This is a genomic window from Glycomyces albidus, assembly GCF_009451885.1.
In the GTDB taxonomy this organism is placed as follows: Bacteria; Actinomycetota; Actinomycetes; order Mycobacteriales; family Micromonosporaceae; genus Glycomyces; species Glycomyces albidus.
The window spans coordinates 237,553-253,641 of record NZ_WIAO01000001.1; the positions used below are offsets into that span (position 1 = coordinate 237,553).

Annotated in this window: 14 protein-coding genes; 3 read left to right on the forward strand and 11 right to left on the reverse strand. The window is 71.0% G+C overall.

All coding sequences use genetic code 11. The annotated features are described in order from the left end of the window. The first annotated feature begins 9 nt into the window (after positions 1-9). Positions 10-375, forward strand: coding sequence for an ArsR/SmtB family transcription factor (locus GFD30_RS01140; RefSeq protein WP_153023369.1), 366 nt, complete (start codon positions 10-12; stop codon positions 373-375). Positions 376-492: 117 nt separating this feature from the next. Here GFD30_RS01140 and GFD30_RS01145 read toward each other — a convergent pair whose 3' ends face one another. Next, the gene (locus GFD30_RS01145; RefSeq protein WP_194201806.1) at positions 493-2,088 is read right to left on the reverse strand and encodes an MFS transporter; all 1,596 of its coding nucleotides are present in this window, start codon (positions 2,086-2,088) and stop codon (positions 493-495) included. Between the two features lie 47 nt (positions 2,089-2,135). Between GFD30_RS01145 and pdxR the strand changes: the two genes are divergently transcribed. Then, entirely contained in the window at positions 2,136-3,533 is a 1,398-nt protein-coding gene (gene pdxR, locus GFD30_RS01150; RefSeq protein WP_153023371.1) for a MocR-like pyridoxine biosynthesis transcription factor PdxR, read from the forward strand. A gap of 154 nt (positions 3,534-3,687) precedes the next feature. On the opposite strand, the gene GFD30_RS01155 is transcribed toward pdxR, so the two are convergent. From GFD30_RS01155 to GFD30_RS01165, 3 genes are read right to left on the reverse strand one after another with little or no spacing between them, the layout of a single operon-like run. After that, positions 3,688-4,068, reverse strand: a complete 381-nt coding sequence (locus GFD30_RS01155; protein WP_153023372.1) for a VOC family protein — start codon at positions 4,066-4,068, stop codon at positions 3,688-3,690. Then, on the reverse strand, positions 4,065-4,412 hold the full coding sequence (locus GFD30_RS01160) for an ArsR/SmtB family transcription factor (protein WP_153023373.1): 348 nt from the start codon (positions 4,410-4,412) through the stop codon (positions 4,065-4,067). Before GFD30_RS01160 ends, GFD30_RS01155 begins: the two co-directional genes overlap by 4 nt. Continuing rightward, a complete protein-coding gene (locus GFD30_RS01165) occupies positions 4,402-4,833 on the reverse strand; it encodes an SRPBCC domain-containing protein (RefSeq protein ID WP_153023374.1) in 432 nt (143 codons plus the stop codon). The genes GFD30_RS01160 and GFD30_RS01165 overlap by 11 nt, the downstream gene beginning before the upstream one ends. 340 nt (positions 4,834-5,173) lie before the next feature. Here GFD30_RS01165 and GFD30_RS01170 point away from each other — a divergent pair, with 340 nt between their 5' ends. Beyond that, positions 5,174-6,490 (forward strand): PQQ-binding-like beta-propeller repeat protein, encoded by a 1,317-nt coding sequence (locus GFD30_RS01170; protein ID WP_153023375.1) that lies wholly within the window; start codon positions 5,174-5,176, stop codon positions 6,488-6,490. A 155-nt stretch (positions 6,491-6,645) separates the two neighbouring features. On the opposite strand, the gene GFD30_RS01175 is transcribed toward GFD30_RS01170, so the two are convergent. From GFD30_RS01175 to GFD30_RS01205, 7 genes are all read right to left on the reverse strand, one after another. Beyond that, positions 6,646-7,227: a dihydrofolate reductase family protein gene (locus GFD30_RS01175; protein WP_322632810.1), complete on the reverse strand. Its 582-nt coding sequence runs from the start codon at positions 7,225-7,227 to the stop codon at positions 6,646-6,648. Between the two features lie 67 nt (positions 7,228-7,294). Then, positions 7,295-8,131: a helix-turn-helix domain-containing protein gene (locus GFD30_RS01180; RefSeq protein WP_153023376.1), complete on the reverse strand. Its 837-nt coding sequence runs from the start codon at positions 8,129-8,131 to the stop codon at positions 7,295-7,297. Between the two features lie 199 nt (positions 8,132-8,330). Beyond that, positions 8,331-9,653, reverse strand: coding sequence for an extracellular catalytic domain type 1 short-chain-length polyhydroxyalkanoate depolymerase (locus GFD30_RS01185; RefSeq protein ID WP_153023377.1), 1,323 nt, complete (start codon positions 9,651-9,653; stop codon positions 8,331-8,333). A 90-nt stretch (positions 9,654-9,743) separates the two neighbouring features. Next, positions 9,744-12,119: a sialidase family protein gene (locus GFD30_RS01190; RefSeq protein ID WP_153023378.1), complete on the reverse strand. Its 2,376-nt coding sequence runs from the start codon at positions 12,117-12,119 to the stop codon at positions 9,744-9,746. Between the two features lie 179 nt (positions 12,120-12,298). Beyond that, entirely contained in the window at positions 12,299-13,237 is a 939-nt protein-coding gene (locus GFD30_RS01195; protein WP_153023379.1) for a carbohydrate ABC transporter permease, read from the reverse strand. Further along, a complete protein-coding gene (locus GFD30_RS01200; RefSeq protein WP_153023380.1) occupies positions 13,234-14,217 on the reverse strand; it encodes an ABC transporter permease in 984 nt (327 codons plus the stop codon). Before GFD30_RS01200 ends, GFD30_RS01195 begins: the two co-directional genes overlap by 4 nt. Before the next feature lie 95 nt (positions 14,218-14,312). Beyond that, positions 14,313-16,007, reverse strand: a complete 1,695-nt coding sequence (locus GFD30_RS01205) for a type 2 periplasmic-binding domain-containing protein (RefSeq protein WP_194201807.1) — start codon at positions 16,005-16,007, stop codon at positions 14,313-14,315. Positions 16,008-16,089 lie beyond the last annotated feature (82 nt).

Sequence of the window (16,089 nt, forward strand, 5' to 3'; positions counted from 1 at the left end):
CTCAGTTCCATGCACGAGAGCATCCCGGACTTCACGATGCCCGACGACGACCAGGTCCAGACCGCCGCCGACGCGCTCCGCATGCTCGCCGACCCCACCCGCCTCAAGCTCATGTGGGCGCTGCTCCAGGGCGAGGAGAACGTCGCCTGCCTCGCCGAGCTCACCGGCGCACGCCCCACCGCGGTCAGCCAGCACCTTGCGAAGCTCCGCCTCGCCGGCCTCGTCCACGCCCGGCGCGAGGGCACGTTCGTCTACTACTCCGTCGCCGACGACCACCTGAAACCGCTCATCGAGCAGGCCCTCGGCCACGCCGCGGCGAGCCGCACCGCCGGCGCCCGCCCCCCACGCGAGCGCGCCGCACACGGACCCGCTTGAGGAGCACCGGCTTTCGATCGTCCTCAATCGCCGGACAGAGGCGACCGGAAGCAGCGCCGGGCCGGCGATGAGTGGCACGCACCCGGACGAGCGAGACGCGCGTCAGGACACGGCCTCTCAGTGATGCCGTCCTGCACCTTCCCGGAGGCCTCCTCGCCGGCGCACTCGCTTCGGCGCCTGAATGCCATCGGTGGCGCCGGGCGCCCCGATCGGTCCGGCGCTCCGGTTCCGGGCGCGGATCCGCCGCGACGATTCCCCCGTGCCGTAGAGGCATCCGACCGCCAGCGCCGCGAGCAGCAGGGCCGGAAGGAGCAGTGCGCTGGAAGTCGCCGCCGCGATGCCCTCGCGCAATGCGGGATCGTCGGTGGGCTGCAGGGTCTGCGCCAGGTCGGCGTTCGCGTCCGCGTTCGCCAGGCCCGCTTGCAGCACCGCGCTGACGGCGGCGCTGCCGACCGCGAAACCAAGGATCCGCAAGGTGCTCATGGCCCCGGCCGCGGCGCCGGTCAGGGATTGCGGGACGTGGGCCATCGCCAGGACGGTGGGCGGGGCGAAGACCACGCCCATGCCGACGCCGAACACCACCAGACCCGGCAGCAGCAGGGCCCAGTGCGGTCCCGCCGCGATGCCGCCGGACAGGGCGAACAGGCCGGCGGACATCGACCCCAGTCCGGCCAGGATCGGGCCGCGCCCGCCGTGGCGGTCGGTCAGGCGCCCCGACAGGACGGCGAACGGCACCGACACGGCCGGGCCGAGGGCGATGAGCAGCCCCGCCTGCGTCGGTCCCAGTCCGGCGACCGTGCGCAACTGCACGACCGTCACCAGCACCATGCCGGCCACCGCGCACGACAGGGCCCCTGTGGTCACGGCCATGAGGAGGAACTGGTGTGCGCGCAGGACCGCGAACGGCACCAGCGGATCCCGCGACTGCCGGCGGCGCTGCTGCAAGGCGACCGCGGCGGTCAGTGCGGCGAGGACCGCGAGGGCGGCAGGGAGTGCCGCCGGCCCGAGCAGCCGCCGCAGCGGCTCGGGGACCCCCTCGAGCAGGAGGTGGACCGCGGCGGCGAGCAGCGCCGCCAACAGGACCGCACCCGTCAGGTCGAGGCCGGCCGTTCGGGCGGACGGCAGGCGCGGCAGCAGCGGGGTGCAGGCCAGCGCGGCGGCGGCCCAGAGGCCGATGCCGCCGTAGACCCATCGCCAGTCCAGGTGCTCGGTGATCAGGCCGCCGAGCGCGGGCCCGGTGGCGACGGCCAGCCCGGCCACCATTCCCCATGCGCCCAGGGCGCGGCCGCGCCGCTCCGGCGGGAAGGTCCGGGTGAGGATGGTCAGCGTCTGGGGGGTCACGAGTGCGGCACCGATGCCCTGGAGCGCCCGGGCGGCCACCAATGTGGACGGGTTCGGGGCCAGTGCGCAGACCGCCGAAGCCGCTGCCACCAGGAGCAGTCCGATGGCGAGCGCTCGGCGCGGGCCGAGGTGGTCGCCGAGGCGGCCGGCCAGCGGCAGCAGCGCGGCGAAGGCCAGCAGGTAGCCGTTCACCACCCACATCATCTGGGTCAGTGACGCGTCGAGGTCGGCCGCGGTGGTCGGCACCGCGACATTCGCCAGCGAGACGGTGGCGCTGAGCAGGAAGACGCTCAGCAGGAGGACGGCGAGGACGCGGCGGCACTCGCCGGTGTCGGGTTCGCGCAGTCGCGGGCGCGGGAGGGTCGTAGTCATGGCATGAAGTCTCATGGCCGAGCGGCCCAGTGTTAAGGTCCAGTTCGATGAAGGAAGACTGGTCCGCTTTGCGGGAGCTGCTCCTGCCGCCGGTGTCCGAAGGCGGGCAGCGAGGCCGACGGCTCGAGCGTGCACTGCGCGAGGCGATGCGCGACGGACGCCTGCCGGCCGGCACCAGGCTGCCCGGTACGCGCGACCTCGGCGCCCAACTGGGTCTGGCTCGCGGCACCGTCGCCGCCGCTTACACCCAGCTGCGGGCCGAGGGCTATCTGACGGCCCGGCCCGGTTCCGGTACCCGCGTAGCGGACTCGGTCGCAGCGCCGGTCCCTGCGGCCGAGCCCGATCCTTCCCCGCCGGAGTGGCGGTTCCGGCTGACGCCCGGCCTGCCGTCGCTGGCGGAGTTCCCGCGCCGGGCCTGGCTGAGGGCGGTCGCCACCGCCGCGGAACGGCTGCCCGATGCCGCCCTGGGCTATCCGGACGCCGCCGGCCTGCCGCAACTGCGCGCCGAGCTCGCTGCCTACCTGGGGCGGGTGCGGGCGCTGGCGGCGGGCGCCGAGGACCTGGTCGTCACCCACGGCACCTTCGACGCGCTGGGCATGGTGGCGGGATCGCTGGTGGCAGCGGGCCACCGGTCGATCGCGATCGAGGACCCCAGCGGGACCGACCAGGCCGAGCTGCTCCGCGACCGGGGCCTCGAGACGGTACCGGTGCCCGTGGACGGCCACGGCCTCAGGGTCGACGACCTGGCCCGGACCGGGTGCCGCGCCGTCATCGTGACACCCGCCCACCAGTATCCGACCGGAGTCGCCCTCTCCGCGGAGCGGCGGCGCGAGCTCATCGCCTGGGCTCGTGAACGCGACGGCCTCATCGTGGAGGACGACTACGACGCGGAGTACCGCTATGACCGTCCCGCCGCCGCGGCCCTGCAGAACATGGATCCGGGGCGGGTGGTGTACGTGGGCTCGGTCAGCAAGACGCTGGCTCCGGCCGTGCGGCTGGGATGGCTGGCCGCGCCGGCCGCGCTGCGCCCGGACCTGGTGCGGCGCAAGTGGCTGGCCAGCCGCGGGTGCGGCGTGTTCGAGCAGGCCGGATTCGCCGAGCTGCTGCGCGGCGGCGGCTACGACCGCCACCTTCGCCGCACCCGCCTCGTCTACCGGCGCCGGCGCGACGCCCTGGTCGAGGCGGTCGCCCGCCACCTGCCCGAAGCCGCGCTGCAGGGCCTGGACGCGGGGCTGCACCTGCTTCTGGTCCTCCCCGAGGGCGGCGACGACGCGGCCGTCGCCCGGGCGGCGGCACGGTCGCAGATCCGGGTCTCGCCCTTGTCGGACTACCTGCACGCAAGGGAGGCGCCGCCCGCTCTGGTGCTGGGCTTCGCCGGGCTCACTCCCGCCAGGATCGATGCGGCGATCGCCTCCCTGGCCGAGTCGGTCGCGCAGGCGGCGTGAGGGCTGACCCGCGATTCGTCGGAATCCCTGCGGCTCCCGGCCGGCGCGGTGACCGGGCTCGAGGGCCCGCGGGACCGATAGCGCGTCCCGGTCGACCGGGCGCCGATCGCCGCGCGCAGGCGAGGCATCGCCGGGGCCTTGTTCGCGGTGCTCCTCAATCGGCGCGTCGGACGAGGTGCGGGACTCCTACCGGGTTCGTGATCCAGTGGCCCGCCATGCCGGGCGGCAGGGGCTCGAGCTCGTCTCGGGGGAACACGCCGTGCCCGGCCAGGTGGTCGGTGGCCTGTTCTACGTCGTCGGTGAACAGTTCCAGCCAGAGCTCGGCGCTCGTGTAGTTGTCGACTCGGTCGAGCCAGAGCGTCACCGGTCCGAACCGCACGGAGGCGGACTGCTGGACGCCGGCCGCGATGTCGGCTCCGCTCTCGTCGACGACGTCCATGCCCAGGACGTCCCGGTAGAAGGCGACGGTCTGCTCGAACTGCGCTTTGGGGAGCTTCATGGCGATGTTCTGACCGCCGCGGAACCGCGGGTTCATGATCGGTCCTCCGATGTTCTCTCGAGGTGGTCCTGCAAGGTCTGCAGGCGCGTGTCCCAGTCCCGTGCCATCGCGGCGAGGAACTGCTGCGCCACTTGTATCGGTGCGGAGCGCAGCCGGTACCGCACGCGCCGGCCTTCTCTCGGTTCCGGTGCCACCAGACCCGCCTCGGCGAGGAGGGTCAGGTGCTTGGCGACCGCCTGTCTTGTGATCGGCAGCCGCTCGGCGAGTTCGGTGACGGTGGCGGGGCCCCCGGACGTCAGCTCGGTCAGCACGGCGCGCCGCGTCGGGTCGGCGAGCGCGACGAAGACCTGTTCGGCGATCGACTCCGTGTCAGGAGGCATCGAGGTATCCGACGAGCTCGTCGAGTTCGCTCGACCAGCCTTCGACATTGCCTTCGAACGCCTCGCGGTGGAGGTTCTCGGGGAGCTGCGCGAATCCGGTCTCGACCACGCGCAGCAGCGTGCCCGCGCCCACCGGTTCGAGTGCGAACTCGACATAGGTGCGCCTCGGGTCGTCCTCGGGCAGCCCGGTGATGGGCCAGGTGAATCCGAAGACCTTGCCCTCCTCTACGCGCTCGACCCGCAGTTCGGCGGTCTCGCCCCCGGGCCACCGCATCCACCCCGGCCCGCCCGGACGCAGATCGATCCGGGCTTCGGTACCGAACCAGCCGCTCAGGCCCTCGGCGGTGGTCAGCGCGGCCCACACCTTCTCCGGTGAATGAGCGAGCTCCACAGTGCGCTCGATACGGTCCGGAAATCCCATGTCCTGCCTCCTGTGAATCGCAACCTACTGGTTGCCATAGTAACGCAACCTATCGGTTGCGTCAATGATCCCGGGAGGTCCTGCCGGGCCCCGTCCGTGGAGTCGGCATTCGGCCGGTCCGACGCAAACGCAGCAGACAGGCTCGATTCGTCGGCCGCCATCCGGCACGGCCACCGACAGGAGAAGATTGCGAAGGCTCTGGTGGGTCCGCCGCGGTACGCCCAAAGCCCCGGGGCTCCGTACGGACCGACCCCCACTGTGACCGAGGTGGTGGCGGCTGATCCCTACACTGAGCGCGTTTCTCCGTCCTTTGCCCGACAAGAGAGCAGATCACCGCACCATGAGAATCAGAGCAGCGAGAATCAGAGCGGCCCTGTGCTGCCTCGCCGCCTCGGGAATGCTCCTGAGCGCATGCAGCGACGACCCCGGGACCATCGACGAATCCGGAGGCGATGCCACCACTGCCGAAGCCGCCGAAGAGCCGGCGCAGGCCCAGGCGTTCGACCCTCCGAAGCAGTTCGACGCCGCAGCGGGCGTGGCGCTTCCGGAGGAGGCCGTGCTCTCCAAGATGAACACCACGGGCGTCAACGTCCAAGAGCTCCCGGTCGCGCTCGTCGGCACCAAGGCGTTCATCGCCTCCGCGGAGCGGCTCCAGGTCGTCGACACCGCCACCGGGGAGGCGCTCCCCGACGTCGTGCCGCCGACCGGGACCCCAATGGCCCCGATGGTGGCGACCGGCCTGGTGGGAGAGAACCCGTACGAGGCCCCGCTCGCCGTCGACTCAGGCGGCACGAGCCTGGTCGTCGCACCGTTCATCGTCAGCGGCGATGACGGAGACTACGACCTCGACGTCGTCGCGGTGGACGCGGTCACCGGGGAGGTCGCGTTCGACGTCCCGGTCGATCTGCCCCAGCTCACCTTCAACGGCTACGCGCACGCCGAGGCCCTCGGCGAGTCCGGCGGCGTCGTCGTGATCGGAGTCGGGGACCAGTACACCGTCGCCGTCGACCTGGCCGCGCAGGCCCTGGCATGGGAGAGCCCGATGGCGCCCGATGCCGTCTCCGGTGATGTCGTGATCGGGTCGACGGACACCGGCGGCTACGGGAGGGACGCGCTCCTCATCGCCGACGGCACGCCGAAGTGGCAGGGCAAGGACCTCGGCCTCGACGGCCTCGGCGGCACGTACACCATCGCGGCCGCCGGCCCGAACTTCTTCGTCGTCCTCGGATCGAACTACACCCTCACCGACGGCCAGCAGCCCTACGACATGCTCTTCGACACCGCCACCGGCGAGGTCGTCCGCCAGGACGAGCGGGACTTGAGCGGGCACGAATGCAGGTTCGACGGAATGGAGACCGTCGTGTGCTTCTACCGCTCTCCGGACAACTGGGTGGCCGCGATGGACGCCGAGACCGGCGAATGGCTCTGGGAGACTACCGCGACCGCGCCCGGCGTCAACGTCACGGCCGTGTGGCACGGCGTCGTCTACGGCGTCGGGAGCAGCGGTCCGGCCACCCTCGACGCCCGCACCGGTGCCGACACCGGCACCGCCCCGGGTGTTGCTCCATACGTCGTCAACGAGTACACCGCGATCGCCGACACCGTGGCCGGCGAGTGGGGCGGAGGCGGCGTCTCGGCCTACCCCGCGATCGGATAGCACTCCCCCGCGGGAGAGCCCGAGTCGATCGGGGCCGGCGCACGCGAGCGCCGGCCCCGATCGACGAGCGGCGAGCACGTCGGCAAAGGAGTGCCGGTCGGACTCCCGGCCCGGCGAGGGACGCGATGCGCGTCGTCGCGTGCCGCCCGCGGAGGTCAGCGGCGCACCCGGTAGCGCAGGTGAAGGACCCGGTCGCCTTGCAGCACCACGTCGGGATCCTCCAGCAGGTGCTGCGCGTCGACGGACCCGAAGTAGCGCTTGCCGGACCCGAACACGACGGGTGCGACGTCCATGCGCACCTCGTCGACCAGGCCGGCGGCGAGCGCCTGGCCGCCGACGTCGCCGGCGGCGACCTCGACCAGGCGGTCCCCTGCGAGCTCCTGCGCCTTGGCCACGGCCGCCTCGACACCGTCGACGAAGTGGAACGGCGCCTCGGGGTCCCAGCCCTCGGGCTTCGGGCGGTGCGTCACGACGACAACATGGTCGATCCCGCCCGGGGGCTTCCCGTCCCAGCCGTCCGTGAGGTCGAAGACGCGGCGGCCGGCGATCGTGGTCCCGATCTGGTCCCAGTACGGACGGGTGTAGTCGTAGGACGTCTGGGACACCTTCACTTCGCCGCTCTCGTCCAGCGGGACGTCGCCGTTGACCAACCATTCGAACAGCGGTCCGGGCTGGTCGCGGTCGTCCGCGATGAAGCCGTCCACCGACACCGTGCCGTACATGACCACCTTGCCCACGGGGCGCTCCTCTGCTCTCGGTTGCCCCTCAAACTAGCGCGTCCTGAGTGGTCGGTCTTGTAAGAAATCAATCGGCCGGCAGCGGCCAGCTGTCGAGGACATGGCCGGGGTGCTCGCGAAGGAACCGCCGCCGGACTTCGACGTACCGGGTCGGCGTGAGCCCGGTGAACTCCCGGAACTCGTGGTTGAAGTGGGCCTGGTCGAAGTAGCCCGCGCTACTGGCGAGCTCGCCCCAGTCGACCGGTCCGGCGGGGTCGATCGCGAACGCGGCGGCGGCGAAGCGGTGGGTGCGGGCCAGGCGCTTCGGCGTGACGCCGATGTGCTCCTTGAACCGCTGGGCCAGGTGCGTGCTGCTGACGCCGGCCGCCGAGCTCAGGTCGCCGATCGACACCGCCCCGCCGGCCGCTGCGATGACGCTGCTCGCATGGCGGACCAGCCCCAGGCCGGCCGTCTCGCGCAGCCGCCGCACGAGCTCCTCCTCGAGCAGCGTGAGCATTTCGTGCGGCCCGGCGGCTGCGGCCAACCGGTCCTGCAACTCGGTGACGGCGGACCGGCCCCACACCTGCTCGATCGTCACCGGCCGGTCGCGCAGCTCGGCCGCGGGCATCGACAGGAACGGTCCCATCCCCCACGGTTTGAAGTGCACGCCGACCGACCGGGTCCGGGGCGGATAGCCGAACTCCCACGCACGGGTGGGCATGGTGACCACGCAGCCGTCGGCGTAGTCGGCCGGCTCGCCGTCGGTGCCGGCCCGGATGCGGAACGGCGCCCCGAGGTTGACGATGAGCAGCGCCGCCGGCGGCGGCAGCGTCAGCCGGGCGTACGGCGGCGCCCCCTCCAGGTAGTAGAGGTCGTCGATCAGCCCGTCCAGCGGCGGTCGCGGCACTCTGGACACGTACTCCATGCCCACAGCATCGCCGACGCGTCCCCTGCATCGCGCGCCGGGACGGCCGGGTCCAGGCGTTCGTTCCCCGGGCGCAGCGCGCCGATACCTGCTTCGGCGCACCGGCATTCGCCCCAGGCCGCCATGCGCGAACAGAGCCCCTCGAGAGCGGTCCGGAGCGCCGAGCCGTCGGCTCGGCGCTCCTCACTGCGGGGTGCGGCTAACGCAGGGCCCATTGCTGGTTGGATCCGCCCGTGCAGGTCCACAGGATGAGCGGCGTGCCGTTGCGGGTGCCGCCGCCGAAGGCGTCCAGGCAGAGGCCGCTGCGGGCGTTGGTGATCGTGCCGTCGGCGTTGACGTTCCAGAGCTGGTGCGCACCGCCGGTGCAGTCGCCGATCACGGCCTTGGTGCCGCCGGCCGTGCCCGCGGCCTGCGCCTCGAGGCACTTGCCGTTCACCTGCAGCTCGCCGGTCGCGGTGTGTGTGAACGTCTGGTCGGCGCCGCCGCTGCACCTCCACAGCACCGCCTGCGTCCCGTTCACCGTCCCCGTGCCGGGGAGGTGCGCGCAGCGGTTCGACGCCTCGCCCGCGATCTCGCCGACGACCGGCTCGGCGGGCGTCAGGCCGAGGAAGCGGAGCGTCTCCATGAGCCGGTGCGGCACACCGTGGTCGACGCCCGCGAAGCTGACCGCCTCGACCAGCGCCTGGCCGCCGATGGTGCCGTAGCGGGTGCGGGTCGCGTTCGGCTCCGGGTGGTCGGTGAACTCCGCGACCTGGTCGGTGCCGTGGACGTCGGTCCACTGGTCGATCTGCTCCCCGAAGTTCGGGTAGTAGAGCGCCTGGTCCTCGGTGCCGTGGAAGATCTGCATGCGCGGCCAGGGCCCGTCGTAACCGGGGTTGGCGCTGCGGACCGCGTCGCCCCACTCCTGCGGGGTGCGGTCGATCATCCCGGTCGCGCAGGTGCTGTTCCACTCCGAACCGTCGGTCGTCGCGAAGCACGTGAACGGCACACCCGCGTAGACCGACCCGGCCTTGAACACCTCGGGGTAGACCCCGAGCAGGACGTTGGTCATCATCGCGCCCGAGGAGATGCCGGTGGCGAAGACCCGGTCCGCGTCGCCGCCGAGTTCGTCGACGGCGTAGTCCACCATCGACTTGATGCTCGCCGAGTCGCCGCCGGTCCCGGTGAGCGACGCCTGCGAGGCGACGTCGAAGCACTTGCTCTCGCGAGTGACCGACGGGTAGACGACGATGTACCCGTACTGGTCGGCCATCTCGTCGAACTGCATCCAGTCGTAGAGGTTGGCCGCGGAGCCGGTGCACCAGTGGTTGGAGACGAGGATCGCCGGATTCGGTCCGACATCATCGGGCACGTACACGTACATCTCGAGGTTGCCGGGGTTGTCCCCGAAGTCGGTGATCTGAGTGAACTGCGCGGCGTGCGCCGCTTTCGGGGCTGCGAAGACCGCCAGTGCGGACGCCAGCGCGAGCGCGGTCGCGAAGACCGCCGCCGCACCGCGGCGCCATCGGTGGACTGCCGACATGGAATGGTCCTTCCTTGCGGACGCGGGCCCGGCGCCGTCATGCGCCGGACCCGCGTCCAGGGGCTCGTCAGGGTGCGGGGACCGGGGTCATCATGCGGCGATGTCGCCGTAGACGATGCCTCGGCCGTTGGTGGTGAGGTAGACGCGGCCGTAGATCCGGGGGTCGCCGGTGATGGCGGACCCCGACCAGGCCCACTGGTGGTCGTCGTCGTTGATGCGGTGCCAGCGGGTGCCGCCGTCGATCGAGCGGTAGATCGCGGCCTTGCCGTCGATCTCGGCCGAGGTGTAGATCGCCGGGTATCCGGATCGCTTGGCGGGCTTTCCGAAGCCGACGGACTCGGCGGTCTCGAAGGCGGCGATGCGCTTCCAGGTCGTGCCGGCGTCCTTGGAGCGCCACATGCCGCCCCCGATGCCTTCGGTCTCGTCCCCGCGTCCGGCGAGCCAGATGTGGTTCTTGTGGCCGGGGACGGCCCGGAAGTCCTCGACGGCCGCGGCGGGCAGGCCGGTCGCGCCCGTGTCGGTGAAGGTCTTGCCGCCGTCGGTGCTGCGGTAGAACGTGCCGCCCGAGAACGAGTACAGGACCGAGGCCCTGACGCGGTCGGACCGGATCTTCGCGCCGGCCGGCAGCCCCTCCACGGGGTTCCAGGTCTCGCCGAGGTCCGTGCTGTACACCGGGGTGACCTCGGTGCCGCTGGGCGACCAGAGGATCGTGGACCCGTCGGCGGTGATCGCGACGGTGCCGCCGTGGCCGTCGCCGGGGACGCCTTCCAGGCGCGCGGCGTTGCGCCAGGTCTTGCCGCGGTCGGTGGAGACGCCGACGTGTCCCTTCTCGTTGCCGTGGACGTTGCCGGTGCCCACGATGATGTCCGGGTTCGACTGGGCGAAGTCGACGCTGGTGCCGGTGGACCAGTCGGTGTCGATCATGGGTTCGGCCCGGTCGAGGTCGGTGTGGACGAAGCCGCCGACGTCGCCGACCGCGGAGACGAGCGTGCCGCCGATCGCGGCGAGGTCGAGGACCGCGCACTCCTCGACGCCTTCGGCGCGGACGCCGACGGCGAACTGCTCGACGGGCAGGGGCACGCGCTCGCCCGCTTCGTTCTCGCCGATGAGCTCGCCTTGCGAGTCCCACTGGGTCAGCGAGTCGGTGCCCCAGATGGTGGCGCCGGTGCCCCACATGATCCGGTCCGAGTCGTGGGGGTCGATGGCGAGCGCGTCGATCATCCAGCCGTGCTTGACCGCGTACGCCGGGCCCTGGTCCTCGCCGTTCCACGACAGCCACGGGCTGCCGCTGTCATCCATGGCGAACCGGTCGTGCCGGTCCTGGCCCTCGGCGTAGCCCCAGCTCAGCGACCAGGTGGCGCCGGAGTCGGTCGAGCGGTAGAGGATCTCGTCGGGCCACCAGTTGTTGCGCGTGGCCGCCATCAGCGTGCCGGGGTTCTGGCGGTCGACGGTGATGCCGCCGAAGCCGGGGATCACGCCGCGCGGGTTGTAGGCGGGCGTGACGTCCGTCCATTCGCCGGTCTGGGTGGCGAGCCGCACGATCTTCCCGCCGCTGCCCGAGGCGGGGGCGCCGTTGTACGGTCCGGGGTCGTGGCTGGTCACCATGTACAGGTAGCCGTTGGTGTTGTCCACTGCGGACTGCGTGGGGAAGGTGCGGTTGCCGTCGGCGGAGCCGAGGATCTCGGCCGCGCCGGGGACGGGCTGCCAGGTCGCGCCGCCGTCTTCGGAGACGTACAGCGGGTCGGCCGGGTCGGCCACGCCCACGTAGATCTTGCCGCCGATCTGGTCGAAGTCGATCCAGATGACGCCCTGGTTGTCGGAGAGGGTCGGGTTCGAGGGGTCGACGACGAAGTTCCCGGGGTTGGGGAAGTTCTCGACGGCGGCCCAGGTGCGCCCGTGGTCCTTCGAGCGCCACAGGCCGTTCCCGCTCGGCGTTCCCAGGTACAGCTCGCTGTTGTCGGCGGGGTTGACCGCGAGGCGTTCGCCCATGCCGCGGCCGGGCATGTTGCCGCCCTGCTTGAACGGCAGTTCGGCGGCGCCCCAGGTCTCGCCCTGGTCGTCGGAGTAGAGGACCGCGCCGTTGTTGGGGTCCCAGTCGATGGTGTAGGTGCCGACGGCGGCGTAGACGCGGTTCGGTTCGACCGGGTCGGTGGCCATGGAGACGACGCCGGACCAGCCCCACTTGTCGCGGCCGACCCAGTCGAGGAGCGGCTTCCAGGTCCGGGTGTCCTCCTGCCAGCGGTAGCAGCCGCCGATGTCGGTGCGGGCGTAGATCAGGCCCGGCTCGGTCTCGTTGAAGACGATTCCCGGGACGAAGCCGCCGCCGTTGATGACGGCGTTCTTCCAGACGTAGGCGTCGCCGCCGCGGCCGCCCTCTTCACGGGCCCAGGCCGGCAGGGTGCCGGCGGTGACCGCGGCGGCGGCCGCCGCCGCGCCGACGGATGCGGTGAATGTGCGTCGTCGCATCGAGTACTCCTTTGATTTCGGTTGCGAGCGGTTGCTGAAAGCGCCGGGACGCGGACGCGGGCCGGCGCGGGAAGTGTTCGGGTGCGGTGCGTGCCTTGGGGAGCGGCCGGGAGTTGCGGGCGTCCGGGCCCGGCGGGATCCGGACGCCCTCCCCCTTGCGGACCCTCACAGACCGCGGGTCATCCCTTCACGGCGCCGGTGATGACGGCCTTCGTGAAGTGCTTCTGAATGAACGGGTACATGAGCACGATCGGGATGATCGTGCAGACCACGACGGCCATCTTGAGCGCGGCGGTCGGCGCGGCCTCGCCCTGGTCCCGGTACTGGGCCGCGGCCTGGGCGCCTTCGGGCAGGCCCTGGGTGGACATGAGCATGCGCTGGAGGACGACCTGGATGGGCTGGGTCTCCAGCCCGGGGGTGTACAGCACCGCCTGGAAGTACATGTTCCAGTAGCCCACGGCGTAGAACAGGGCGATGACGGCGAGGATCGCCTTCGACATCGGCAGCACGATCGTGAACAGGGTGCGGAACTCGCCGGCGCCGTCCATCTTGGCGGCGTCGAGGAGCTCGCCGGGGATCGAGTTCATGAAGAACGCGCGCAGGATGATGATGTTGAAGGTGCCCACGGCCCCCGGCAGGATGAGCGCCCAGTAGCTGTTGAACAGCCCCAGCTTCTGCACCACCAGGAAGCTGGGGAACATGCCCGGTCCGAACAGGAACGTCAGGAGGATGAACCACAGGATCGGGCGGTGCAGCAGCGAGCCGGTCCGCGAGAGGGCGTAGGCGCCGCAGATCGTCAGGACCATGCTGATGGCGGTGCCGGCGATGGTGAGGACGGTGGTCAGGATCAGGGAGTCGGTGAGCGCGCCGCCGGAGAAGATCTCCTGGTAGGCCTGGAAGCTCACTTCGGTGGGCAGGATCAGGAGGTTGCCGCCGGCGCGGCTGAGCGCCTCCTCGCTCGCGACGCTCGTGGCGACCACGGCCCAGAGCGGCAGCACGATGGCCGCTCCGTAGCAGATCAGGAACAGGGCCTTGACGGCCTTGCCGATGAAGGACGGCTCCTCGTCCCAGACGGGCCGTGCGCTCCTGCGGCGGGGTTTCACGTCGATGGCGGTCATGACTTCTGGTAGATCCCTTGCTCTCCGAGGCGGTGCGCGATCTTGTTGGCGACGAGGATGAGGATCAGCCCGATGACGCCCTTGAACAGGCCCGCGGCGGTGCCGAAGGACTCGCCCTGGCCGCCGACGATGCTCTGGTAGTACACGTAGGTGTCGAGCACTTCCGTGGCCTGGAAGCCGACCGCCTGCCGCTGCAGCTGGTACTGCTCGAAGCCGACGGAGAGGATGCCGCCGATCTGGAGGATGAGCAGCAGGATGATGACGGGGCGGATGCCGGGGAGGGTGATGTGCCACATCCGGCGCCACCGGTTCGCGCCGTCGGAGGCCGCGGCCTCGTAGAGGCTGGGGTTGATCGAGGAGAGCGCGGCCAGGAAGATGATCATGCCCCAGCCGGCGTCCTTCCAGGCCCACTGCATCCACACCAGGAACGTGAAGGTCTCGGGGTTGGACGTGAAGTCGAGCCGTTCCCCGCCTCCGGCCATGATCCAGTTCGAGACGAGGCCGTCGGCGCCGAGGACCTGCACGAACACGGTGACGACGAGGACCCACGAGAAGAAGTGGGGAAGGTACACGATGGACTGGAACGTGGACCTGACCTTGACCGAGATGATGCTGTTCATGGCCAGCGCCAGCGCGACCGACAGCGGGAACATGCACAGCAGGTTCAGCGCCGCGAACTTGAGCGTGTTCGCCAGCGCCGGAGCGAAGTACGGGTCGGCGAAGAGCCGCTCGAACCACGCGAAGCCCACGAACGGGTTCTCCCAGAACGGCCGGTAGGGGCTGTAGTCCATGAACGCGATGATGTTCCAGGCCGTGGGCCAGTAGTGGAACACCGAGAGGTGGGCGACCACGGGGAGCGCCAGCAGCAGCAGGGGCCAGTCGTGCCGCAGCCGCTGCAGCACGGTCCGCTTGCGCCTGACGATGGGGCGGTCCGCGGGCCGGTCGGTGTCCGGTGGCGCGGTGCTCTGGAGTGTTGCCATCGTTTGGGATTCCAGTCGTCGTAGATCCAGGGTGGAGCCGGTGGACGGTCGGGCGGCCTCCGATTCGGGAGGGCCGCCCGGCCGGAGCGCGCGTCCTATTCGCCGTGGAGGGCCTTGTACGCGTCGGTGTAGTACTGGCGGGCGGCCTCGCCGCCGTTGTTCAGGTACGTCTCGACCATGTCGGGGATCGACGAGAGTTCGGCGCGCCCGTAGGCGATGTCCTGCTGCTGGTCCCAGAGGGTCGAGCCGGCGGCCTTGGCCTCGGCGGGGGGTTCGATCCGGACGCCCTCGAAGGGGTTCTCCATGCGGTAGTCCTGGATCGCGGCGTCGTACGCGAACCGCTCGGCGACCATGTCGGGGTCGCCGGTGAGGAACGTCTGGACCTGGCAGGCCAGCGCCTTGTAGTGCACCGGGCCCTGGACGACTTCGCTGCCGAGCGTGGTGAAGACGGGGGTGCCGTCGGCGCCGATGGTGAAGTGCTCGCCTTCGACGCCGTAGTTGAGGAGCTCGTACTCCTTGGTGCCGAACGGCGAGGCGCACCAGTTCGCGATGTCGAGGATCTCCTCGACCTGCTCCCTGGAGAGGTTCTTGTTGAGGAAGGTCCAGCCGCCGCTGCCGGCGGCCATCGCGACGGTGGGGGTGCGGCCCTTCGCGGCCAGCGGCGGGAGCGGGGCGACCCGGCCCTCGATCTCGCCCCGCTTGACCTTGAGGTTGTAGTCGTTCCAGCGGACGAGGTTGTCCTGCGTGAACATGACCTGTCCGGCCTCCTGCATCGCGGCGGCGTCCAGGGTGCCGGTGGGGGCGTCGGGGTGGATGAGCTTCTCGTCCCACAGGGTGCGGCGGAACTCCATCAGCTCGGTGAACTCGGGACGCTCGATGTTGTTGATCATCTTCTTCTGGTCGGGGTCCCAGTTCCAGCCGTCGGTGCCGCCGAGGCCGAACCACTGGCCGATGAACCAGTCGAGGCCGACGGTGGCCCACCTGCCGGCGGCGTCGTCGGACCAGGCGCGGGCGACCTCGAGGAACTCCTCGACCGTGGTCGGCATCGCGAGGCCTTCGGCCTCGAGGAGGTCGACGCGGGCGAGGATGCCGTTGCCCTGGCCGCCGTTGTAGTTCATGGGGATGGCGTAGATGCCCGCGGTCTCGGGGTCGTCGGGGTCCTTCTGCCACACCGCGTAGCCCCACGCCTCCGACGGGATCGCGGCCAGCAGCGGCCAGCGTTCGGAGATGTCGCCCTGCACGATGTCCGTGAGGTCGTAGAAGCTGTTGACCACGGTCTCCTGGAAGTTGCTGAAGGAGCCGGTCATGTAGTTGAACAGCTGGATGCCGTCGCCGTACTCGTCGGCCTTGACCCACTGCACCGCCGTGTCGCCGTAGGTCATGCCGTCGCCTTGGCGCAGTTCGAGCTTCGTGCCGCCCCAGGCCTCGTACACGGCCGTGAAGTACGGGTCGTCCTTGGCGGGGGCGGGGCCCCAGCACGGCACGGTCAGCTCGTAGGTGCCGCTGCCCGAGGGCAGGTCGGTGATGGCCTGGACCGGCTCGGGGTAGGACGTGAAGCCGGAGGGGTGGTGCGGCGGTTCGCCGACCAGGTCGGGCTCGACCGGGAGCGGCCATTCCTCGTGGGTCGGGAGGAAGTCGTAGCCGGTCGTGGCCTGCGTGCTGCCGCCGCTGGACTCGATGTCGGAGCAGGCGGCGAGGACCGGGAGGCCCGCGGCCCCCGCGGCCCCGAGTCCTGCGGCCTTGAACAGTGAGCGGCGCTTGAAAGGCGTCCGGTCGGAGGGAGTAGCCATGTCGCTGACCTCGTAACTGCGAAGGGATGGGAGGGACACAGGTCTGGGCATCGAGGGATGTGCATCCCTGACCTGGTGCGGT